The sequence below is a fragment of the Kitasatospora sp. NA04385 genome, from assembly GCF_013364235.1.
GTDB lineage: Bacteria > Actinomycetota > Actinomycetes > Streptomycetales > Streptomycetaceae > Kitasatospora.
The window spans coordinates 1,162,509-1,186,485 of sequence record NZ_CP054919.1; the positions used below are offsets into that span (position 1 = coordinate 1,162,509).

Below are 23,977 nucleotides of genomic sequence, written 5' to 3' on the forward strand. Positions count from 1 at the left end.
GCCGGGCGTGTCAGCTCCGGACGCGCGGAACGGGCGGGAGGAACTCCGGCGGAAGGCCGGGGTCAACGCCTGGCGGCGAGGTCGCGGACGCTCCGGCCGAGACCGTCCGAAAGCTGGTCGAGGGTCAGCGCGGCGGCCCCCTTGAGATCGGTCCCGGTCGGCGGGTCGACGGCGATGAAGCGGACCTGCGGCGCGCCCCCGGCGACGACGGGCAGCGCGCCGTCGAAGGAGGCTCCGGCAGTGACGACCAGGGTGCAGCGCTGGGCCACCAGACCGGACAGGTAGGGGGCGGCGGCGGCCGCGTCCCCGGCGGGCACCACGAGCTGTTGGACGTTGACCCCGCTGTCCCGGCCGGCCTGCTGGAGGACCGTCCAGGTGTGCTGGACGGTCCCTGCGGAGGCTGCGGAGTCGTCGGCCGCCAGGCACACCGACGGGCGGCCCGAGTAGTCGTTCGCCACGACCTTCGCCGGCGCGTCGTCACCGCCCCGCGGCCACAACCAGACCGCCGAGGCGGCCCCGAGCAGCACGACGGCGCCCACGGCCACCAGCACGCGGCCGCGAGAAGGACGAAGGCGGTGAGGGATCTTCACGGGACCACCGGTTCCTGTGTGTCGGGGCACGGCGCCGGGAGGACCGGGGTGGGGCCCCGGTCGTGGGGTCCGGCCGCCTGCGGATTCACGCGACCGGAAGTGGACATCCGGCCGTCCGATTCGCTTCTCGGAATTCCGGGCCAATCATCCGGCACTTCCCCCGGGTTTGGAAGGCGTGTCCGGTGTCAACCGTCGGAAGCTTTCCGGCCCGTACGGATCGAGCACGGACGACACGGACATCTCGCCCTCAGGGGAATGGATCGACGCAAATCGCAGAGGAACACAAGCCCCCGCTTGCGGACCTCCTGCACATCCTGGCGCCATACCTGCACCTTCCGCACAGGGCACGAACACTCGGCATCCTAAGAGGTTTCAAGTTACATGCGCCTTTTGTCCAGATTGAGACCCCTTGCAAGCAATGCGGGCGCCTTGCCTGGATTCGGGAAAAGCAAAGTATTTACAAAAAAAGAATAGATCCGGCCGGATCTTTCGGATGGCCGGGGCGATATTCGGGCATAGCGGATAACTCGCACTGGTGCGCTCCGAGGGATCGTCCGCTATCAAGTAGGTCACCGTCGCCATTCGGGCGACGGACGAGTGGCTTGTCAGGTGGGGATTTCCGTGCGCCTTCCGTGGCTTCGTGCTGTCCTGCTGCGGTCCGTCCCCGGCGCCTCGCCCCGGGGCCGAGTCGGTCGGCGGTCGGTGAGAACGGCCCTCCAGCGGCTGTCACTGCTGCTCGGTCTGGTCATGGTGCTGACGCTGGGCACCGAGAACGCGCTCGCGTTCGCTGCTGACCACGCCCCGTCCCCGCAGAACCGTCAGCGGGTGCACACGCCCCAGCAGGCAGTCGGGTCGGCGGACGGCAAGGGCTCCACACAGACCTCGCGGAACACCGCGGTGGGCGACCCGGGCAAGCACGTGCCCGGCGCTGGCGAGCTGGCCCCGGCGGGCGGCCCCGCGGCGGCGGACCCGCAGGCCTCGCCCGGGCAGAAGCCCGTCGCGGCCGGCAGGGAGGCCGCGCAGCCCGATGGTCCCAAGTCCAAGGACCGCTCCGCCGGCCGCGGTGGCAAGGACGCCCGGGACGAGGGCGGCAAGCCGGGCTCGACGCTCCCCGGCCCGGCAGGTACCGAGGGCGTGGAGGACACGGCCAAGCGCACCGAGAGCACCTCGGTGTTCACCAACCCGGACGGCACCAAGACCGTCCGGGTCTACTCGAGTCCCGTGCACTACAAGGCCGCCGACGGCAGCTGGGCCGACATCGACACCACCCTCGCCCAAAACCGCGACGGCCGCTGGAAGGAGGCCGCCAACGACCAGGACGTGACCTTCGCGGCCGGCAGTGCCGACCAGACGCTGCTGAACTGGCAACTGGACGCCGCCCACCGGGTCTCCTACCGGCTCAAGGACGCCAGCGCCAGCACCGGCAAGGTCACCGGCGAACAGCTCACCTACCCCGGGGCCCGGCCCGGTGCGGACGTCGTCTACAACGGCATGGCCCAGGGAATCAAGGAGTCCCTGCTCCTGCGCGACGCCACCGCCCCGACCGTCTGGGACTTCCCCCTCACCCTCACCGGTCTGAGCGCCTCCGTCGGCACCGGCGGCCAGGTCGACTTCCGCGACGAGAAGGGCGATGTCCGCCTCACCATCCCCACCGGCTTCATGGAGGACTCCCGGATCGACCCCGCCTCCGGCGACGGCGCCCGCACCGGCGGCGTGACGTACTCGATCCTCACCGAGGGCGGCACCCAGACCCTGCGGATGACCCTCGACACCGCCTGGCTCAACGCCCCCGAGCGTGTCTACCCCGTCAAGGTCGACCCGACCGCTACCAGCGGCATCAACGCCGGCAAGTCGACGTTCGTCCAGAACACCGCCAAGGCCAACAACTCCGCCGACTCCGTGCTGCGCATGGGCACCTACGACGGCGGCACCGACCGGTTCAACACCTACCTGTACTTCCCCGCCGTCTCCAACATCGGCTGGAACTACATCGAGGCCGCCACCCTCAACCTCAACAACACGCACTCCTACGAGTGCTCCCCGCACCCGGTGAACGTCAGCCAGATCACCACAGCCTGGGACCCGAACACCATCAACACCTATCCGGGACTGTCGATCGGCCAGCAGCTCGGCTCCCGTTCCTGGTCGCACGGCGACAGCTGCGGCGGCGCGGCCTGGGACTGGGTGAGCCTGGGCGGCAGCCACGCGGACGCGGGCGTGCAACTGGTTGAGAGCTGGGCGCACGGCGGCGCGAACTACGGCCTGGCCGTCACCACCAGCAACACCGACACCAACAGCTGGAAGAAGTTCGCCAGCGTCAACACCGCCTACCCGCCCTACCTGTCCATCGTCTACGCCGACTGGGCAGCGTCCTACAACGCCGACGCGAACTACGTCCCGCCGACCGCCACCACCGCCGGCTCGCAGCAGGTCACCCTGACCAACCTCGCCGCCAATTGGTGGAACTCCACCAGCATGCAGCTCAAGGCCCGGCTCTTCGACGGCAACTGGGTCGAACAGAACGTCAACGCGCCGCTGGTCGGCGTCCCCGGCCTGGTGCGCACCGGCGAGTCCGTCACCGTCACCGGTGTCATACCCTCGCTGCCCGCCAACAGCTCGTACATCCTGTGCTGGGACGGCTACGTCGGCGGCACCACCTCGCTGAAGGACTCCTACGGAGTGCCGCCCTCCACCTGCCGGTGGATCACCAGCAGCAACGTCCCACCGCAGATCGACAAGGTCGAACCACTCAGCGGGACTGCCGTCGGCACCCTGGCACCGCAGCTGTACGCCGCCGGTCACGACCCCGACAACGCCCCGGGCACCGGCGTCGACTACGACTTCAAGCTCTACCGCACTTCTTCGCTCGGCGACCCGCAACTGCTCGCCGAATCCGGCTGGCAGCCCTCCAACTCGTGGAAGGTGCCCAGCGGACTGCTGGCCTGGAACTCGTCCTACCTGTGGACGGTGAAGGCCAGCGACCACCAGAGCGAGAGCCCCGAATCCCAGCCCATCGGCTTCAGCACCTCGGTGCAGCAGCCGCTGATCACCTCCCGTATCGGCGGTGAGGTCGGCAACGGCACCACCCGCAGCTTCGATCCGCAGGCCGGCAACTACACCACCAGCGCCACCGACGCCTCCGTGACCGCGATCGGCCCGGCCCTGGCGGTGGCCCGCACCTACAACTCGCTGGACCCGCGCACCGGTTCGCTGTTCGGTGCGGGCTGGTCCTCCTCCTACGACCTTGGCATCGTCCCCGACGGCGACGGCGACGGCGGCGTGGTGCTGACCACCGGAAACGGCCGCACCGAGCGGTTCGGGCGCAACGACTTCCAGCTCACCCAGCTCGCGGGGGCAGGTGACCAGAGCGGCGACGGCATCGACGACGCGATGGCCGTCGACTCCGACACCGGCAAGCTCTGGCTCTACCCGGGCCCGGACTTCTCCCAAGCCAAGCGCCGCCTGCTGGGCGACGGTTGGGGCGACCTGTCGCAGATCGCCGGGGGCGACGTGACCGGTGACGGCGTCGGGGACGTCCTGGCGGTCGACAAGAGCGGCGCCCTCAAGCTGTACCCCGGCCGCGCGGGCAACAGCCCCGACGCGCCGGTCACCCTCGCCGGCAGTGGCTGGAACGGCATGACCGGACTCACCGTCACCCCGCCGCTGGCCGCCGACGGCAAGAAGGACCTCGTCGCGTTCGAGGCCTCCACCGGACTGCTCTACGCCTACCCCATCGCCACGAACAGGACCATCGGCTCCGCAGTCCGCCTGACCGGGGCGATGTCCCTGGTCGGCCTGCGGGAGCTGACCGGGGGCGACTTCAACCACGACGGCCGCGGCGACGTCGCCGGCATCGACAGCTCCGGCAACCTGCTGCTCTACCCCGGCACCGGCAACGCCACCCTCGGCGGCTCCACCTTCGGCGCCGCGGTCCAGTTCGGCACCGGCTGGCAGAACCTGCGCGACCTCGCCCCCGTCAACGGCCAGGCCGGCGACGCCGGTACCGACCTGCTGGCCGTCGACAAGACCACCGGCATGCAGTACCTCTACCACTCCGGCGGCACCACGCCCTGGTCGACGGCCACCCGCACCACCACCGGCATGCCCGTCTACACCTCGCCCGCCGGCGAGTTCGAGACGCTGGCCGCGAACCCCGGCGGCGGCTTCACCCTCGCCGACAAGACCGGCACCGTCTACACCTTCGCCCAGCCCGCAGGGGCCGGCTACCTCCTGTCGCAGATCACCGACCGCCAGCAGCACACCCAACTGCTGCACTACACCGGCGGCAAGCTCGACACCGCCACCGACCAGGCCTCCGGCCGTGCCCTGCACTTCACCTGGACGGGCGACGGCAAGCACATTGCCGCCGTGGCCACCGATCCGGTCAGCGGCACCGACCAGAGCACCGCGCTGACCTGGACCTACACCTACGACAGCGCGAACCCCGACCGGCTGAACCAGGTCTGCACCCCGCCGGCCGGCACCAACACCGCCCGACCCTGCACCACCTACACCTACACGCCCGGCTCCCACCTGCGCTCGGCCGTCCTGGACGCCGCACCCGTCTCCTACTGGCGCCTGGACGAAGCCTCCGGCACCACCGCCAAGAGCGAGGTGACCGCCAACCAGGGCACCGACAACGCCACCTACTCCGCGCAGGGCGTCACCCTCGGTACCGCCGGCCCCGGTGCTGGCGGCGGCGCGACCGCCGCGACCTTCAACGGCACCTCCGGCGTCGTCACCCTGCCCACCAGCCTCCTCGACTCCTCCGCCTACGCCACCATCGGCCTGTGGTTCAAGACCACCGGCCAGGGCGTGCTGTTCGGCTACCAGGCGAACGCCTTCCCCGCCGCCTCCACCGCAGGCAACTACACGCCCGCGCTGTACGTCGGCACCTCCGGCAAGCTCTACGGCGAGCTCTGGAACGGAGGGGTCAACCCGATCGCCTCCGCGGCTCCGGTCAACGACGGCCAGTGGCACTACGCCCTGCTGACCGCCGCCGGAGACAGCCAGACCCTCTACCTCGACGGCGCCGCCCAGGGCACCCGCAGCGGCCAGGTCGTCGCGCCCGGCCAGCGCGTCGCCACCGTCGGCGCGGGCTTCACCGGCGGCGGCTGGCCCGACGAACCGCTGTACAACGGCAGCGACAACACCGGCCACCCCTCCTACTTCAACGGCTCGATCAGCGACGTCGCCTTCTACAACCACACCCTCGGCGCCCCCGCCGTCGCCGCCCAGCGGGCCGCCGCCAAGCAGGCGTCCGCCGAACTCACCAACATCGCCCTGCCCTCCGGCAAGACCAAGCTCGCCGTCACCTACGACAACGTCAACGACCGCGCCACCCAGTACACCGACCCGAACGGCGGGGTGTGGAAGCTGAGCGCACCCACCGTGTCCGGGTCCGAACAGGAGTACCGCAGCGCGGTCCTCTCCTCCCGCCCCTCCGGGTACTGGCGCCTGTCCGAAGGCGCGGCCAGCCAAGCCGTCAACATGGTCGCCCCGCCCCGCGCCACCCCGAACAACGGCACCTACTCCAACGTCGCGCTCGGTGCCGCCGGCCCGATCGCCGGCAGCAGCTCGGCGACCTTCGACGGCACCACCTCCTGGGCCGAACTGCCGCCCTCCTACGTGCCCACCACAGGCACCGGCGCCCTCGCACTGTGGTTCAAGACCACCAAGCCCGGCGTCCTGCTCAGCTACCAGTCCTTCCCCCTCGGCGCCGCCCACACCTCCGGCGCGAACGCGTGGAACCCGGCGCTGTACGTCGGCACCGACGGCAAGCTGCACGGCGAGTACTGGATCAACGACATCACCAAGACGCTCGCCACCACCGCCACCGTCACCGACGGCCAGTGGCACCAGGCCGTGCTCTCCGCCACCAGCCCCACCAGCCAGACCCTCTACCTCGACGGGCAGAGCGCCGGCACCCTCGCGGGGCAGATCGCGCCCAACGGCCAAGCCGCCCACGTCTACCTCGGCGCCGGAAGCGCGACGGACGGCTGGCCCGCAGCCCCGACCGACCCGGTGGGCCACTTCACCGGCCAGATCGCCGACGTCGCCGCCTTCGACTACGGCATCAACCCCGCCACCCTCTACGCCCAGGCCCCCAAGGGCGCCGCCGCCTACGACGCCGCCGTCGTCGACGCCCACCCCTCCGGCTACTGGCGCCTGAACGACACCACCGGCAACCAGGCCACCGAACTCCTCACCTCCCAGGCCCTGGCCCAGAACCAGGGCACCTACTCCAACGTGGCGCTGAACACGGGCGGCCCGTACGGCACCGGCAACACCAACGCCGCCACCTTCAACGGCACCACCTCCTACGTGCAACTGCCCGCCAACGCCGTACCCCGCACCGGCGGCAGCGCCAGCGTCGAGGTCTGGTTCAAGACCGCCTCCGCCGGCGTCATCTACGGCACCCAGTCCTTCCCGCTCGGCGGCAACGACCCCAACCCGCTGTGGAACCCCACCCTGTACGTCGGGACCGACGGCAAACTGCACGGCGGCCTGTGGATCGGCAACGCCCCCAACGCGGTGAGCGCCACCGCCGTCAACGACAACACCTGGCACTACGCCGTGCTGACCGTCTCGGGCTCCGGATCCACCACCACCCAGCAGTTGTACGTCGACGGCGTCGCCAGCGGCAGCCCCGTCACCGGCGCCACCAAGTACAACGGCGACCAGTACGCCTACCTCGGCGCCGGGAACGACGGCGGTTCCTGGCCCGCCGCGCCCAGCGACTCCCTCGGCCACTTCAACGGCCAGATCGCCGACTTCGCCTACTACGACTACGCGCTGATCGCCTTCAACGTCAGCAGCCACTACAGCGCCGCCACCGCTCCGGCCGGCCAGGCCGGTTCACAGTCCTCGAACTACCGGGCCGCCATCGTCAACGCCACCCCCGCCGCCTACTGGCGCCTGAACGACCGCACCGGCACGACAGTCGCGCAGGACACCCTAGGCACCGCCCTGCCCAACCAGGAGCACGGCACCTACACCGCCACCACCAACGGCGCGGCCGGCCCCTCCGGCAGCTCGGACGGCACCGCCGTCACCTTCAACGGCACCACCTCCTCGCTCCAACTGCCCAGCTCTGCCGCCCCCGTTCGAGGCGCCAACAGCATCGAGCTGTGGTTCAAGACCGGCAGCGCCGGCGTCCTGTACGGCTACCAGTCCTTCCCGATCGGCGCCGCGCACTCCGAGGGTACGAACGCCTGGAACCCCGCCCTGTACGTCGGCACCGACGGCAAGCTCTACGGCGGCCTGTGGACCGGCGACGCCGCCACCACCCTCGTCTCCGCCAAGACCGTCAACAACAACGCCTGGCACCACGCCGTCATCGCCGGCGACGACAACGGCCAGACCCTCTACCTCGACGGCGCCCAGGCCGCCAACTCCACCACCAAGCGCACCGTCTACTACAACGGCACCGCCTACGCCTACGTCGGCGCCGGCACCGCCGACGGCGGCTGGCCCAACCACCCCACCAGCCCCGACGGGCGTTTCAACGGCACCATCGCCGAAGTCGCCCACTACCCCTCCGTGCTGAGCGCCGACGCCGTCACCGCCCACTACCAGGCCATGGGCAACGCCACCAAGCCGACCAAGATCACCTACGCGGCCGTCACCGACCCGCTCTCACGCACGCTCAGCTGGCGTTGGGACACCCGCACCGGCCAGCTCACCAACACCGTCGACACCACCGGCGGTTCCACCCGCTACACCTACGACACCCACGGCTTCCTCTACGGCGTCACCGACCCGAACGGCCACACCACCACCACCGGCCACGACGAGCGCGGCAACGCCGTCTCCACCACCACCTGCACCGACGCCGCCCACTGCCACACCTCCTACGCCAGCTACTTCTCGGACGAGGCCAACCCGTTCTCCCCGGTCAACGACCGTCCTCTGCGCAGCAGCGACGCCCGGTCCGCCGACGCGAGCGACCTCACCTACGCCACCACGTACGCGTACAACGCGTTCGGCGACCCCACCACCACGACCACCCCCGCCACCCCCGACTTCCCGGGCGGCCGCACCGGAACCATTGCCTACACCACCGGCAGCGAGGCAGCCGTCGGCTCCACCGGCACCCAGCCCGCCGCCCTGCCCGCGAGCACCACCGACACCGCGGGCGCCACCACCACCTACGCCTACGACAAGGCGGGCAACCTCACCCGCACCACCGCGCCCACCGGGGCCGTCACCACCTTCACCTACGACAAGCTCGGTCGCCGCACCGCCGACACCACCACCTGCACCGACTGCGGCCCCGCAGCCGCCTCCACCACCACGTCGTACACCTGGGACGGGCTCGGCAACCAGCTCACCCGGACCGACCCCGCCAGCACCGACGCCGTCACCGGCACCGTCCACACCCGCAGGACCGCCACCGACTACGACACCGACGGCAACCCCGTCACCCAGACCGTCTCCGACACCACCGGTGGTGACACCCCCCGCACCACCACCTGGGCCTACAACGCCAACAACCTCCTCAGCAAGGACACCGACCCGGCCGGCCACGCCACCAGCTACCTCTACGACGCCTACGGCAACACCACCACCCGGACCGATCCGATCGGTACCAAGTGGACCTACAGCTACGACGCCCTCAACCGCCTGCTGCGCACCAACATCAGCAACTACACCGGCAGCCCGACCGATCCCGTCCCCTCCCGGTTCCAGACGCTGGAGTCCCGCGCCTACGACCCCGCAGGGCGGCTCGCCACCGTCACCGACGCGATGGGCCGCACCACCCACACCTACTACAACGACGACAACACCGTCTCCGAGGTCGACCAGGACGGCTACCGCAACACCGACGGCACCCAGCGCACGATCGTCCTCCAGCAGAACACCTACGACGCCGCGGGCCAGTTGATCCAGCAGACCCGCGGCGGCGGCAGGACCACCACGGTCACCGCCTACGACGCGGCGGGCCGCACCACCTCCACCACCCTCGACCCCGGCGGCCTCAACCGCACCCTCAGCTACACCTACGACGCGGCCGACCGCGTCCTGAGCACCACCGCCACCGGCGGCAGCCTCAGCCAGCGCGCCGAGAACACCTACAGCCCCGCCGGCCTGCTGCTCACCGAGACGCTCAAGGGCAACGGCACCGACGCCACCACCAGCCACACCTACAACCAGCTCGGCCTGCCGACCGGCACGACCACCCCCAACGGCCGCGCCACCGGCGCCGACCCGGCCGCCTACACCAGCACCCAGACCTACGACGCGCTCGGCCGGCCCACCGTCACCGCCGGACCGCTGGTGACCGCCGAGACCTACGACCCGGCCACCCGCACCAGCACGCCCACGGCCGTCCGCGCGCTGACCACCACCGGCTACGACACCTTCGGCGAGGTCACCTCCACCCGCGACCCGCTGGGCGCCGTCACCACCCACACCTACGACCTGGACGGCCGCCGCACCGCCACCACCGGCTCCGCCTACACCGACCCGCGCACCGGCAGCAGCTTCACCCCCACCGTGGTGACCGGCTACGACGCCCTCGACCGGGTCACCTCCAGCACCGTCGACCCCGGCGGCCTGAACCTGACCAGCACCAGCCGCTACGACCAGCTCGGCAACCTCGTCGAGCAGAAGCAGCCCGCCGTCGCCGGCACCACCCCGACCTGGACGTACTCCTACGACCTGAACGGCGAACAACTCGCCGCCGTCAGTCCGCTGGGCAGCCGCACCGAGGCCACCTACGACGACCTCGGCCGCCGGATCACCGCCACCCAGGTCGAACGCCGACCCGTCCTCACCGCCCTCACCAGCACCTTCGGCTACGACGACGCGGGCAACCAGACCACCTCCACCCTGCCCAAGGGCGGAACCACCAAGGCCGTCCACAACGCGGCCGGCGAGCCGGTCAGCGTCACCGACCCGGCCGGGCTGACCACCCGCACCGAGTACGACGCCCTCGGCCGCCCGAGCCGGACCACCCACCCCGACGGCACCGCCACCACCAGCAGCTACGACGCCCTCGGCAACACCGCCTCCAGCAGCCGGCTCGACACCACCGGCGCCGTCGTCGGCACCAGCTACGCCAGTTACGACCTGGAAGGCGCGGTCACCGGCAGCACCGACCGGATCACCAACCCGGCCGACACCGCCACCCACACCACCACCCGCGCCTACGACCCGGCCGGGAACCTGATCCGCGTGGTGGAGCCCGTCACCGCGCAGTCCGGCATCACCACCACCTTCGGCTACGACGCCGCAGGCCACCGCACCCGCTTCACCAACGGCAAGAACATCGCCACCTACTACACCTACAACCGGCTGGGCCTGCCCGAGTCCACCGTCGAACCCGCCACCGCGGCCGCCCCCGGCGCCGCCGACGGCACCTTCACCACCAGCTACGACGCGGCCGCCCGCGCCACCACCCTCACCGAACCCGGCGGCGTCCTGCGCCAGCGCACCCACGACCCGCTCGGGCGGATCACCAAGGAGACCGCCACCGGCGCGGAGGTGGCCACCCCCGACCGCGTCCTCGGCTACGACCTCGAAGGCCACCTCACCAGCGTCGGCGCCCCCACCGGCACCAACACCTACGCCTACGACGACCGCGGCGCCCTGCTCACCACCACCGGCCCCGGCGGCACCTCCGCCTACAGCTACGACGCCGACGGCAACATGACCGGCCGCACCGACGCCGCCGGCACCAGCACCTACACCTACAACACCGCCGACCAACTCCTCAGCGCCGCCGACCCGTTGACCGGAACCACCGTCGGCTACGACTACGACGGCGCCGGCCGCCTCAAGACCACCCGCTACGACACCGGCGGAGCTGTCCGCACCTACGGCTACGACCAGGCCGGACGCCTCGCCACCGACACCCTCAAGAACCCCACCGGCACCGCCGTCTCCTCCATTACCTACACCTTCGACTCCAACGACCGCACCACCGGCAAGACCACCACCGGCACCGCCGGCGCCGCCCAGAACGCCTACGCCTACGACCTCGCCGGCCGCCTCACCTCCTGGACCAGCGGAAGCACCACCACCGCCTACACCTGGGACGCGGCCGGCAACCGCACCAGCGCCGGCGGGACCACCGCCACCTACGACGAGCGCAACGAACTCCTCGACGACGGCGCCAACAGCTACGCCTACTCCGCCCGCGGCACCCTCAGCAGCCAGACCGCCCGCGGCGCCCAACCCTCCACCGTCCAGTTCGACGGCTTCGACCGGATGACCACCCGAGGCCCCGTCAGCTACGCCTACGACTCCCTCGACCGCGTCACCCAGTCCGGTGCCACCGCCTTCACCTACGACGGCGGTTCCAACAACCAGGTCTCCGACGGCACCTCCCGCTACACCCGCACCCCCGGCGGAACCCTCCTCGCCACCGCCGGCACCACCGGCGCCCGCCTGGAGATCACCGACGCCCACAGCGACGTCGTCGCCACCCTCGACCCCACCACCAACACCCTCACCGGCAGCACCGCCTACGACCCCTTCGGCAAACCCACCGCCAAGACCGGCGCCACCGGCACCCTCGGCTACCAGAGCGCCTGGACCGACCCCACCACCGGCGACGTCGACATGGCCGCCCGCTGGTACCAGCCCGGCACCGGCACCTTCACCTCCCGCGACTCCTGGACCCTCAACCCCGAACCCTCCATCCAGGGCAACCGCTACACCTACGCCAGCGGCGACCCCCTCGACCGTACCGATCCCAGCGGCCACATCGACTGCAGCAACGCGGCCAATGCCGCACGGATGGTAAAAGCGGTGAAGCAGAGGAAGCTGCCACTGGACATCTGCAAGAGTTTCAACAGAGAAAAGCTCGTAGAAATCTTCTGCTCGCGTGGCGTGATAAAGTGCCCGTTCGATTCAGGGGACTTCGGCGGTTTCGCTGATGAACCAACCTATGAGTCCTCGGGCGGAGGCCTGAACTGCAATGTCAGTGCGAGCTACCGTCCGGCCGCTTGCGGAAATGGCTACTCTGGTGGCGGCGGTGGCGGTGGCGGCGGCGGTAGCGGCGGCGGTGGCGGCACCAAGACCAAGCCCCACCCCGCGCCCCGCACCCCCGTCACCATCCGCAAGCCGGCACCGGACATCCGTCCGACCAACGACGCCGACCGCCCCACCGCCCACGGCGGCCCCATCGACTGGCTGTTCGATACGCTGACGTCCATCGGCACGCCGATCGCTACGGCCCTCACGAGTGGCTCGTCCTTCGTGGCATCGCTGGCGGCAGGGGGCGCGAGCCTGCTGTTCGGCACCCTCGCAGTCGGCATCACCGATCTTTTGTTCCAATCAAATTCGTCTTCCTCTCCCGGAACTCCTTCAACACCCCCAGGAATATTTTTCAGACCTTCTTCTCCTGTAACCCCCCTCGCCGATCCAATCCCCATTCCTCTCCCGCACATCGGAGGAAAGAACTGGTGGCGCACACGCGATGACGACAAATGCGACGACGGCCCGGGGATGAGCCCCACAGGACACACGATCTACCTGCCGCGCGAAAGATACTTCGACACTTCGGTCGGGATGTACGAATGCAGGGCCACCGGGGTATACGGAATGCTCGATGGCAGTGATTACAACCCCGGCCGCGCACTCCCCGGCAGCAATACAAATAGCTCGACCCTACCCCCGGGGATGGGCGAGATCGAAGCGCGAGGATACACGGCAGCCAATGGCCACCTGGCCCCTGCTGTCGCATCAGGATCCGGGAATGACTTGCGCAATCTGGTGGCGGAGTACGAGAAGACTAATACCCCCTACTTGAGAACCGGGGTGGAACTCGATCTACGCAAAGCAATGAAAGAAAACCAACACATCCCGTACTCAGTGGTTGCCGTATATGGGGACAGGTTCTCAGGAGTCCCCACACAGTTGATCTATGATTACTCGGTGATCGAGACCGGCGTGTCAAAACACTGTGTCATCACTCAGACCGGAGAGGGTGGTATAACAACCGGATCCACAACAGGTGGCCCGCCCGGCACGAAGTGCCCCAAGACCTGACAGAGGTAGCCATGAACTACAGGGAAGAGCTTTTCAGGATCTTGAGGGGGCAAGCCGGCGACCCTCGGCCGATCCCCGACTGGATGCCGATCGAAGCCATGTACGGTATAGAACTCCCGCCCGACTTCAAGGAGGTCATTGCGGTCTTCGCGCCGATCGACATCAACGACCACCTGACCCTCTTCCGCCCCGGCGATCCGACCTGGGACCTGGGGAGGTGGATGGAGGAGACTGTACGGTCCTACCAGGAGGTGGACTGGCTTGATGTCTTCAGCGATCCGACCGAGGCCGCCCGAATCTCCTTCGGAAAAGCAGGAGGGCTGATCCCGATCGCTGCCAGCGATCGCGGAGAGCATGTCTTCTTCCGCACTGACACAGGGGGCAGCACCACGGGGATCTCGGTTTTCGTGGGGGCGGACTGCGAGTTCTACGACTACGACTTCACATTTATGGAATGGCTCTACCGATATACAGTCGGCGAAGAAGTAATGGGGCCGAACAGCGCTTCTATTTAGCATTCCGACGAAATTCCTTCGCGTCTCCCGCTCAAAAGCCCGGGAGCAGTGGATCCAATGAGGCGACAGGGTGAGACGCTTTGACCTGACCATCCCGCCTCCGGTCGGCCGCGGCGACGAGGGTGTCCTCCGTGACGGCCCGGCCGGATGTGACCTGGCTGGCGCCGACCAGGTGGTTACCCTCCGCCGGGATCCGGTGCTGGCCGGTGATCACTTCTCCGGCCACCACGTGCGCCCGGAGGTCGCCCCCGTTCGGGAGGTACGGCTGCACCAGGCAACCAGTGCCGGTCTGCGCTGCCAGGTCGACTGCGGCCGACAGTTGTTCGTGGTGTTGGCCTTCGGTGCCCCGAGGCCCATACCCGGTTCGCGCGGTTTGACGATGCACGGGCCCTCCACCACCGCGTTCCCGTCCTCCGCCGAACGGGTCACCGGGCAGATGACTGTCCCGGCCTCGGACCGCTTCACGATCTCCGTCCGGCTCCTCCGGGCGTCGATCGACAGGTTCCGGTGCAACAACCCCGATGCCGCCCTGCCCGGCCATCGCAACCGCCGTCCGCGCCTCGGCCGCGGTGCCCCTCCCGGTCGGGGCCGGCCGCACGTTGAGCGACCGTTCCGGGGAGGTCCTGGTCTCCGTGTCGACCTCGCTCGGGACAACGTTCGGGGCGGCGGGTGGGAGCAGGACGTCGTCGAGGACCAGTCCCAGGGGTTGCTTCGAGTGGCGGGGGTCACGGGCCCGGACACCGCAGGACCCCTGCCTGCTGAGGTGGCTGGGGTCCTGCGGTGCGAGGACGGCCGCCCGTCCGAAGCGTGAGGAGGCGCCCTGGGCGGGGCGGGTCAGCCGGCGGCGACGAGGCCGTACAGCCAGAGGCTGTTGACCCGGCTGCGCTCGGTGGTGTTCGGGTACGGGTTGGTGCAGGAGGTGCCGGGGCCGCCGCCGGACATCAGCTCGCTGCACGGGCCGGAGTAGTGGTCGGGCAGCCCGGTCTCGTGGGCGATGACGCGCAGCGAGCTGTACTGCCGGTTCTGCGCGTAGTCGAGGAAGATGTAGCCGCGGCCGTGGCCGTCGGTGGAGGCGTAGGAGCCGCGGGAGTCGTTGCCCTCGTAGTAGCGGAAGTCGGCGTTGGTGCCGGAGCGCAGCTGGACGTTGCTCACCGAGGAGTTCCAGATCTGCGCGCTCTGCGAGATGGTGGTGCGGAAGGACGGGGCCTGGCTGGCGTCGTAGGTGACGGCCACCAACCAGCGCAACGAGTCGATCGCCCGACTGCTGGACAGCTACGGCGCCCTCGCCCGCGACCCGGTCGCCACCACCGACCTCTACACCCGCCAGTGCTCGTTGGCGGTCTGCGTCCGCGACCTCGCGGTGATGGGCGCGACCCTGGCCAACGGCGGCGTCAACCCGGTCACCGGCGAGCGGGTGGTCGGCGCCGGGGTCTGCCGCGACACCCTCGCCGCCCTGGTCGCCGCCGGCCTGTACGAGCGCAGCGGCGACTGGCTCTACGAGGTCGGGATGCCCGGCAAGAGCGGCGTCTCCGGCGGCATCGTCACCGTCGCCCCGGGCAAGGGCTCCATCGCGGTGTTCTCCCCCCGACTGGACGACGCGGGCAACAGCGTCCGCGGCCAGCGCGTCACCCACCACCTCTCCGGCGCCCTCGGCCTCGACCTCTTCGCCTCCCACCGCCCACCCGGGCACCGCACGCTGAACACCGCCCCCGGCGGCGGGACGTCCGGCGGGCCCGTTCGATGCGCACGTCGGATCAGCACGGGAGCGGGGGCCGGCCCGAAAGGGGTTGATATAGAGCGGACTCCAACTCCTAGGGTGTCCGACGGCGCACCCCGCGGCGGGCCGACAAAAGGAGCCTGATCATGCGTTACCGGATTCTCGGCGGCACCGGCATCGAGGTGAGCGCGTACTGCCTGGGCACGATGATGCTCGGTGCGGTCGGCAACCCGGACCACCGCGAGGGCGTGCGGCTCGTGCACACCGCGCTGGACGCCGGGATCAACTTCGTCGACACCGCCGACATGTACTCGGCGGGCGAGTCCGAGGAGATCGTCGGCGAGGCCCTGCAGGGGCGGCGGGACGACGTGGTGCTGGCCACCAAGGTGCACTTCCCGATGGGCGAGGGGCCCAACCGGGGCGGCAACTCGCGGCGCTGGATCCTGCGGGCGGTGGAGGACAGCCTGCGGCGGCTGCGCACCGACCGGATCGACCTCTACCAGGTGCACCGGCCCGACCACCGCACCGACGTCGAGGAGACCCTGTCGGTGCTGGGCGACCTCGTCCGGGCGGGCAAGATCCAGGCGTTCGGCTGCTCGACCTTCCCGGCCGAGGAGATCGTCGAGGCGCACGGGGTCGCGGAGCGCCGGGCGCTGCCCCGGTTCCGCACCGAGCAGCCGCCGTACTCGCTGCTGGCCCGGGGCGTGGAGTCCTCGGTGCTGCCGGTGGCCCGCCGCCACGGCATGGGCGTGCTGACCTGGGCGCCGCTCGCCTCGGGCTTCCTGACCGGCCGTTACCGCCGGGGCGGCGCGGTCGACCTGAGCAGCGGACGGGCCGCGCTGACCCCGCACCGCTTCGACCCGGCGCTGCCGGAGAACGTCCGCAAGCTGGAGGCGGTCGAGCGGTTCGTCGAGCTGGCCGACGGGATCGGCTGCACGCTGCCCGAACTCGCCGTCGCCTTCCCGCTCGCCCACCCGGCCGTCACCTCGGTGATCCTCGGGCCCCGGACGGTCGACCAGCTGACCGGCCTGCTGAAGGGCGCCGCGCTCACCCTGGACGACGCCGTCCTGGACCGGATCGACGGGATCGTCCCGCCCGGCACCGACCTCTACCGGCCGGACGGCGCCTGGCGCTCCCCGCACCTCGACCCGGCCGCCCGCCGCCGCCCGGCCGCCGAGCGGGCCGCCGCCGACGACGGGGACGCCTGAGGGCCGGGGGCGGGTGGCAGGATCGGCCCGCGCCCGCTGGACGCCGCCGAGCGCGCGGTGCTGGAGCACCTGCTCTCGGCGGACTTCCCGGGCGCGGCCGGGCTGCGGGCCGGGCTGGACGAGGTCGAGGTGCTCGGGGCGTGGTTCCCCGGTTCGCTCAGCGTCGACCTGGCCCGGCCCGGCCACCGCCCCACCGGGTCCCGCTCGTGGCTGCTCCCGGTGGGCGGCGAGGTGCGCGACGCCGCGGGCGGGTACACCGGCGAGTTCCTGCTGTGGGCCGACGAGGACGGCCTGAGCGCGCTGGAGTACGCCTGGGTGACGGACGACATGCCGACCGTCCTGCCGCCGGTGGAACTGGTCCGGCTGGTCCGGGGCCCGGCGGGGCCGCCCTGACCGGCCGCTCGGGACAACCGGGGCGGCGAGGGCGGCCGGGGCGGTCAGGCCGGTCAGGACGGCAGGCGGCCTTGCAGGGTGCGGGACAACTCGGCGATGCAGTCCGCGAGTTGGCGGTCGGAGAGCCGCGCCGGGTCGCCGCCGCAGTCCGTGGCCGGAGCCGCCGGGTCGGTGGGCTGCGGGGTGGGCGTCGTGGTGGGTTCGGGCTGCGGCTGGCCGCCCGGCGGGGTGATCCGGCCGTGCAGGGAGACCAGGTTGGGGGTGACGGTGGCGTCCCCGGAGAGGTCGATGTAGTCCTGGGTCTGGCCGTTGAAGTCGACGAAGCCGCGCCACATGTCGTGCCCGAACGGGACGATCTCCTGGAGGGCGCCGTTCTCGCCGACGCTGATGCTGATCGAGGTCTGCTGGGCCATGTAGGAGACCATCCGGCTGGCCAGCACGTCCAGGTTGACGGAGGGCGCGTCGTCGGCGCGGACGTACACGTGCAGGTCGTTGAGGCCGTCGCCGACCCGGTCGGCCTGGAGGACGGCGAAGGCGACGACCAGCTGGGAGGAACTCTCCCGGGGCACCAGCGGCGTCACGTAGTACAGGTGCCCGTCGGCCTTGGAGCGGAGCAGGAACTCGCCGGGGTTGGCGGCGTTGGCGGCGGCCGAGGTGTGGTCGTAGCCGAAGTTCCGGTCGTCCTTGGCGCCGCGGCCGCCGAGCCACTGCACCTCGTGGATCTGGGAGCGGACCACCGAGGCCGGGTAGACCGCGCCGGGCAGGTCGCCGGGGGCGGCGGCGGGCCGGTAGTCGATGTCGGGGCGGCCGTCGGCGGAGCCCTTGAGCACCAGGACGCCGGCCGGGGCGAGGACGGTGCGCTGCTTCCAACCGGTCTGCCGGGCCACCGAGATGACGACGACGGGCTGCGCGGTGCGGGGGTCGGGGCCGTCGCAGTAGCCCCAGACGTCCTGGTCGCTGTAGACCAGGTCGGGGTGGCGCTCGGCGAGCAGGTTGCGCAGGCTGACCGCGCCGGTGCCGCCGAACGCCCGGTCGAAGGCGTGCTCGCCGCGGAAGCCGCAGGTGGCCACCGAGTTGGTGCCGCCGTCCCAGACCGCGACGCCCTCCATCGGCTGCTCGCCGGAGCCGTCGAGCACCGCCGTCCACACCCCGGCGCCGCCGGCCCCGGCGGTGGGCAGGTAGTGCAGGCTGTGGCCGAGCAGGTGAATGCCGGAGGTGAGGCCCGCGCTGTCGGTGAGCGCCTTGGTGGCGGCCGCGTAGGAGGCGGTGCGGGCCTCGAAGTCGAAGTCCGGCATCGGGGCGGTCTTGACGCAGGCCGGGACGTCCGAGGTGCCGACCAGGTCGCAGCGGGTGCCGTCGCCCGGGCGGCTGTGCTCGGTGACCGGCAGCACCGAGCGCGGGGTGGCGGCGCCGCCCGCCGGAACGTCGAGCACGGTGGCACGGGCGTAGAAGCGGCCCGCGTCCTTGTCGTCGTCCCACAGGCCGGTGCCGGCCCGCAGCAGCGAACCGGCCACGGCGAGCACCACGCCGGCCGTGACCAGGCGGGCGCGCCAGTCCCGGGGGCCCGCGCCGGACTCGTCCGCGACGTACCAGACCGCGACGATGCTGCCGGCGAAGCCGATCGCCACGCAGATCCAGAACAGCGGCGCGGCGTCCAGCAGGCCGCCGCGCGGGAAGAACTGGCGCTCGATCAGCAGCCGGTAGCTCTGGTCCTGCTGGCCGAACCCGCCGAAGACGAGGTGCTTGACGCACCAGACCAGGAAGGCCAGCAGCGGCAGCCACAGCCACCAGGCGGCCAGGGCCAGCAGGGCGTCCCGCAGCAGTTTGCGGACCAGCGTACGGACCATGAGCGCTCCCCCGTTCCCGGCCCGCCCCCGCAGGCCCCGGCCGTGTCCTTCCCGTCGCGCCCGCCCGGCAAGCGTGCGGGCGGGCGCGGCGGCCATCGCGGGTGAAGCATGGCACGACGGTCCGTCAGTGCGGCGTGGCGGCCTCCCGCAGGGTGCGGGAGAGCTCGCCGCGCAGCCGGGCGAACTCGGGGGTGCCGCGCAGCGCGGCCGGGTCGGTCGCGGCGTCGCGGGGCAGGTCGACGGGCAGGTCGGCGACCACCCGGCCGGGGTCGGCGGCCATCACCAGGACGCGGGAGCCGAGCAGCACCGCCTCGTCCACGGAGTGGGTGACGAACAGGACGGCGGTGCCGGACCGGGCGGTGAGGGTGCGCAGTTCCTCCTGGAGGCGTTCGCGGGTGAGCGCGTCCAGGGCGGCGAACGGCTCGTCGAGCAGCAGCAGCCGGGGCCGCCCGGCCAGCGCCCGGGCGATGGCGACCCGCTGCTGCTGGCCGCCGGACAGCTCCCAGGTGCGCCGCCCGGCGTAGCCGGACAGGCCGACCAGGTCGAGCAACTCGGCGGTGCGGGCGGCCCGTTCGGCGCGCGGCAGGCCGTGCCGGGCGAGCGCGAAGGCCAGGTTGCCGCCGACGGTGCGCCACGGGAACAGCCGCGGCTGCTGGAACACCAGCCCGGTGCCGTGCCCGGGCCGGGGCGGCGCGCCGTGCACCAGCGCCCGTCCCCCGGCGGCGGTCTCGAACCCGGCGACCACCCGCAGCAGGGTGGTCTTGCCGCAGCCGGACGGGCCGACCAGGACGGTGAACTCGCCCTCCCCGATGGTCAGCGAGACGTCCGAGACGGCGGTCACCGCCCGCCCGGCGCGCCGCCCGCGCGCCTGGTAGCGGACCGTGACGTCCACCAACTCGACGGCGGCGGAAGGCCGTTCATCGGCGGAAGGCCGTTCGGCGACGGAAGGCCGTTCGGCGCCCCCGGCCGGCCGAGCGCCCCCGGCCGGCCGTGCGCCCCCGGCCGGCGATGCGTCTCCGGTCGGCGGCGCGGCCTCAGCCGGCGGCACGGGCCAGCTCCTCGACGGCCAGCGCCTTGGCGAACACCGCGGCGTCGGGCACCGCGTCGATCTTCTGCTGGCCCTTCAGGAACACCGCGGCGTCGTGCAGGTTGTCGGCGAGCCTGCCGGGCGCGCCGGGCTTGCCCAGGTAGTCGGGCCCGGCCTGTTCGGCGGCGGTGAGCAGGACGAGCTGCTTGAGCTGGGCGAGCGCGTCGGCGGGGCTGAGGTTGAGCTCCTTGGCGATCGAGGCGGCGGCCTGCTCCGGGTCGTTCTTGGCGAGCTTGACGGCCTGGTCCTCGGCCTTCAGCCAGGCGGTGACGATCTCGGGGTGGGCCTGGGCGAAGGCGTCGGTGACCACGCCGAGGTCGGCGGTGCGCTTGCCCTGCTCGGCGAGCTGGCGGCTGGTCACCAGCACCTTGCCGTCCTTCTCCAGCTCGGTGAGGGTGGGCGTCCAGGTGTAGGCGGCGTCGATGTCGCCGCGCTTCCAGGCGGCCAGCGCGTCCTGCGGCTGGAGGTCGATGACGTTGACCTTCGCCGGGTCGACACCGGCCGCCTGGAGGGCGGCGAGCAGCGAGTAGTGCGAGGTGGAGCCGAACGGGGTGGCGACCTTCTTCCCGACCAGCTGCTCGACCGAGGTGATGCCGCCGCGGGCGACCAGGGCCTCGTTCTCGCCGATCAGGTCGTGCACCCAGAGCACCTTGTACGGGATGTTCAGCGGCGCGGACAGGCCCTTGGTGACGGGACTGGAGCCGGCCAGGCCGAGGTCGACCGAGCCGGCCAGCACGGCGGTGTTGACGTCGCCGCCGGAGTCGAACTTCACCCACTTGACGTCGGCGTCGGGCAGCGCCTGCTCCAGCAGCCGCTTGTCCTTCACCACCAGGTCGGCGTTGGGTATCTCCTGGTAGGCGATCCGGACGGTGGTTCTGCCCTTGCCGCCGGATCCGCCCGATCCGGAACTGGAGCAGGCGGCGGTGGCGGTCAGCAGGACGGCGGCGGCAGCGGTGGCGGCGGCGCGCAGGGCGATGCGACGGTTCACGGTGGACTCCCTTGGTGCAGAGGTGGATTGACGGTGCGTCAGGATCGTCCGCGCCAGGGCACGGCGATCCGTTCGACGGCCTTGAGCAGGCCGTCCAGGACGATGCCGGACAGGCCGATGGTGATGATCCCGGCGAGCACGACGGCGGTCTGGTTGTAGCGCTGGGCGTCGCGGATCATGCCGCCGATGCCGGGCACGCCGTTGATGGTCTCGGCGGCCACCACCGAGGTGTAGGCGACGCCGACGGCGATCCGCACGCCGGTGAGGATCTCCGGCAGCGCGGCGGGCAGCACCACGCCGCCGAGCAGCGACCAGCGGCCCGCGCCGAGCGCCCGGGCGGCCTCCAGCAGGTCGCGGGGCACCCCGCGGACGGCGGCGGCGGTGGCGGCGGCGACCGGCGGCAGCGCGGCGATCAGCAGCAGCCAGACCTTGGGCGACTCGTCGATGCCGAACCAGATGACCAGCAGGCTCAGGTAGGCCAGCGGCGGCAGGGTGCGCAGGAAGGTGACGGCGGGCTCCAGCACCACGGCGACGGGCCGCAGGGTGCCGATCGCCAGGCCGAGCGCGGTGCCGAACAGGACGGCCCAGCCGGTGCCCTGGGCGATCCGGCGCAGGCTGGCGGCGAGGTGCTCGCCGAGCAGGTGGCCGCTGTATCCGCGGACGCCGTCGTGCACGGTGGAGGCCAGCACGAGCTGGTGCCACACCTCGCCCGGCGAGGGCACCAGCGCCCGCGGCCAGACCTGGAGCCGGACGACCAGCTGCCAGCCGGCCAGCAGCACGGCGAGCGCGAGGAGGCGCAGGGCCGTCCAGCGCAGCGCCTCGGCGAAGCGGGTGCGCGGGGCGCCGCCGGGAACGACCGCCGCCGCCGCGCTCACGCCGCACCCCGCTCGGCGTCCTGCTCGGCGTTCCGCTCGGCGTCCTGCTCGGCGTCCTGCTCGGCGACGAGCGCGCGCACCCGGGGGACGACCTCCTCGCCGATCCGGTACGCCTCCTCCAGGTGCGGGTAGCCGGAGAGGATGAACTCCCCGACGCCCAGGGCCCGGTACTCGGCGAGCCGGGCGGCGACCTCGTCGTGCGAGCCGACCAGGGCGGTGCCGGCACCCTCCCGGACCAGGCCGATCCCGGCCCACAGGTTGGGGGCGACCAGCAGGTCCCGGGCGGTGGCGGTGCCGCCGCCGTGCAGGGCGGTCATCCGGGCCTGGCCGGTGGAGTCCATGGCGGCGAACCGGGCCTGGCTGGCCCGGACGGCCGCCGGGTCGATGCCGGACAGGATCCGGTCGGCCTCGGCCCAGGCCTGCTCGGCGGTGTCGCGGCTGATCACGTGCAGCCGCAGCCCGTAGCGCAGCGCGCGGCCCTGCCCGGCGGCGATCGCGCGCAGCCGGGTGATCCGCTCGCCGATCGCGGACGGCGGTTCGCCCCACAGCAGTTGGACGTCGGCGCGGCGGGCGGCGACCTGTTCGGCGGCGGGCGAGGCGCCGCCGAAGTACAGCGGGACGGGGTGCTCGACCGCGGGGTCGACCAGCCCGGCGTCGGCGAGGTGCAGGTGCTCGCCGCGGTGGTCGACGCGCTTGCCGTCCAGCAGGTCGCGCAGCGCGGCCATCACCTCGTCGGTGCGGGCGTAGCGCTCGTCGTGGGCCAGGTGGTCGCCGTAGGCGCGCTGTTCGGCGGGGTCGCCGCCGGTGACCACGTTCAGCCGGAGCCGGCCGCCGGCCAACCGGCGGAAGGAGTCGGCCTGTTGGGCGAGCAGGGTGGGGCTGGCGAAGCCGGCCCGGAAGGCGACCAGGAAGCCGATCCGGCTGGTGTGCTGGGTGAGCGCGGTGGCCAGGATCCACGGGTCGACGCAGCCGAGGCCGACCGGCGCGAGCAGGGCGGTGAACCCGGCCTGCTCGGCGGCCCGGGCCACCTGCGCCAGGTAGCCGACGTCGGCGGGCCGGCGGGTCGCGGCGCCGGTGCGGCCCTGCACGGCGGTGACGCCGCCGGGGTCGCGGCCGTCGCCGCCGGTGGGCAGGAACCAGTGGAACACGGGGGTGCTGGCAGGCACGGGGGTCCTCTTCTCCGGGGGTGGCCGGGGCAGCGGGCGGTGCGGCGCGTCCGCCCCGCGCCCGGCCGCACCGGTCCGGAGCGCGGACGGGGTACGGGCGGTGCGGTGGCGGGCGCGGTGGCGGGGACGTACCGGCGGCGCCGCAGGCGGACGTACGGGCGTGCGGACGCGGGGGTGCGCGGGCCTACGGGCGGGGCCGGGGGGGTGCGGGCGCTCAGGCGCGGCGACAGGCAGCGGAACACACCCGGAGGAGGTCGATGTGACCCCGGGTGGTGAGGAATACGCGCTGCGACATGCGCCGGAAGCTACCACGTTCCGGCCGGTCGGGGTCAGGGACGGTCCGCATGCTGGTCACCGTGTCCACCTGGTGTCGGGTGCGCGGGTGCGGACGCGCCCACGCGCATTTCGGCGCAGGTCCGGTGACGTTCGGTCAGATATTCGGTGAACTGCGCTCATCGGAGGCGGACATTTCGCTCAACCACTTGACCGCGTCCTGTACGTCGCTATCGTCTCCCTCAGTATCCGGTCTAGACCTATGGCCGTCTCCCGACCTGTCCCAACCGGTCGTACGGAGGAGTTCCGCTCGTGTCCG

General features: G+C 71.8%; 11 protein-coding genes and 2 pseudogenes. 5 read left to right on the forward strand and 8 right to left on the reverse strand.

Annotation, left to right across the window (positions count from 1 at the left end):
• Positions 1-62: 62 nt before the first annotated feature.
• On the reverse strand, positions 63-551 hold the full coding sequence (locus tag HUT16_RS05170; RefSeq protein WP_176185882.1) for a hypothetical protein: 489 nt from the start codon (positions 549-551) through the stop codon (positions 63-65).
• A gap of 741 nt (positions 552-1,292) precedes the next feature.
• Between HUT16_RS05170 and HUT16_RS39105 the strand changes: the two genes are divergently transcribed.
• Both HUT16_RS39105 and HUT16_RS05180 read left to right on the forward strand, forming a co-directional pair.
• On the forward strand, positions 1,293-13,589 hold the full coding sequence (locus HUT16_RS39105; protein ID WP_176185884.1) for a LamG-like jellyroll fold domain-containing protein: 12,297 nt from the start codon (positions 1,293-1,295) through the stop codon (positions 13,587-13,589).
• An 11-nt stretch (positions 13,590-13,600) separates the two neighbouring features.
• Positions 13,601-14,104 (forward strand): SMI1/KNR4 family protein, encoded by a 504-nt coding sequence (locus HUT16_RS05180; RefSeq protein WP_176185886.1) that lies wholly within the window; start codon positions 13,601-13,603, stop codon positions 14,102-14,104.
• A 31-nt stretch (positions 14,105-14,135) separates the two neighbouring features.
• Here the strand turns inward: HUT16_RS05180 and HUT16_RS39660 are convergent, their stop codons facing one another.
• A complete protein-coding gene (locus HUT16_RS39660; RefSeq protein WP_368662733.1) occupies positions 14,136-15,020 on the reverse strand; it encodes an IMP dehydrogenase in 885 nt (294 codons plus the stop codon).
• Positions 14,939-15,415: pseudogene (locus HUT16_RS05185) on the reverse strand (snapalysin family zinc-dependent metalloprotease); the annotation flags it as partial. The pseudogene HUT16_RS05185 and the gene HUT16_RS39660, both read right to left, overlap by 82 nt.
• Between HUT16_RS05185 and HUT16_RS05190 the strand changes: the two are divergent.
• The 3 genes and pseudogenes from HUT16_RS05190 to HUT16_RS05200 all read left to right on the forward strand — a co-directional run.
• A pseudogene (locus HUT16_RS05190) lies at positions 15,393-15,965 on the forward strand (glutaminase); the annotation flags it as partial. The pseudogenes HUT16_RS05185 and HUT16_RS05190 sit on opposite strands and share 23 nt — an antisense overlap.
• A 2-nt stretch (positions 15,966-15,967) precedes the next feature.
• Positions 15,968-17,029, forward strand: coding sequence for an aldo/keto reductase (locus HUT16_RS05195; RefSeq protein ID WP_176185890.1), 1,062 nt, complete (start codon positions 15,968-15,970; stop codon positions 17,027-17,029).
• 57 nt (positions 17,030-17,086) lie between these two features.
• A complete protein-coding gene (locus tag HUT16_RS05200) occupies positions 17,087-17,422 on the forward strand; it encodes a hypothetical protein (RefSeq protein WP_176185892.1) in 336 nt (111 codons plus the stop codon).
• Between the two features lie 53 nt (positions 17,423-17,475).
• On the opposite strand, the gene HUT16_RS05205 is transcribed toward HUT16_RS05200, so the two are convergent.
• From HUT16_RS05205 to HUT16_RS05225, 5 genes are all read right to left on the reverse strand, one after another.
• Positions 17,476-19,269 carry a hypothetical protein gene (locus HUT16_RS05205; protein ID WP_176185894.1) on the reverse strand — a complete coding sequence of 598 codons (1,794 nt, stop codon included), beginning with the start codon at positions 19,267-19,269 and terminating at the stop codon, positions 17,476-17,478.
• Between the two features lie 124 nt (positions 19,270-19,393).
• A complete protein-coding gene (locus HUT16_RS05210) occupies positions 19,394-20,161 on the reverse strand; it encodes an ABC transporter ATP-binding protein (RefSeq protein WP_368662672.1) in 768 nt (255 codons plus the stop codon).
• Positions 20,162-20,303: 142 nt separating this feature from the next.
• Complete coding sequence (locus HUT16_RS05215; RefSeq protein WP_176185898.1) at positions 20,304-21,344, reverse strand: ABC transporter substrate-binding protein; 1,041 nt, start codon at positions 21,342-21,344, stop codon at positions 20,304-20,306.
• A 38-nt stretch (positions 21,345-21,382) separates the two neighbouring features.
• Positions 21,383-22,123, reverse strand: coding sequence for an ABC transporter permease (locus HUT16_RS05220; RefSeq protein ID WP_254898245.1), 741 nt, complete (start codon positions 22,121-22,123; stop codon positions 21,383-21,385).
• A 92-nt stretch (positions 22,124-22,215) separates the two neighbouring features.
• Entirely contained in the window at positions 22,216-23,385 is a 1,170-nt protein-coding gene (locus tag HUT16_RS05225; RefSeq protein WP_176185900.1) for an LLM class flavin-dependent oxidoreductase, read from the reverse strand.
• Between the last annotated feature and the right edge of the window lie 592 nt (positions 23,386-23,977).

Excerpts from the sequence above, each read along its gene's own strand:
- HUT16_RS05180 (WP_176185886.1), top strand. The coding sequence starts at position 13,601 with ATGAACTACAGGGAAGAGCTTTTCAGGATCTTGAGGGGGCAAGCCGGC.
- HUT16_RS05195 (WP_176185890.1), top strand. The coding sequence starts at position 15,968 with ATGCGTTACCGGATTCTCGGCGGCACCGGCATCGAGGTGAGCGCGTAC.
- HUT16_RS05205 (WP_176185894.1), bottom strand. The coding sequence starts at position 19,269 with ATGGTCCGTACGCTGGTCCGCAAACTGCTGCGGGACGCCCTGCTGGCC.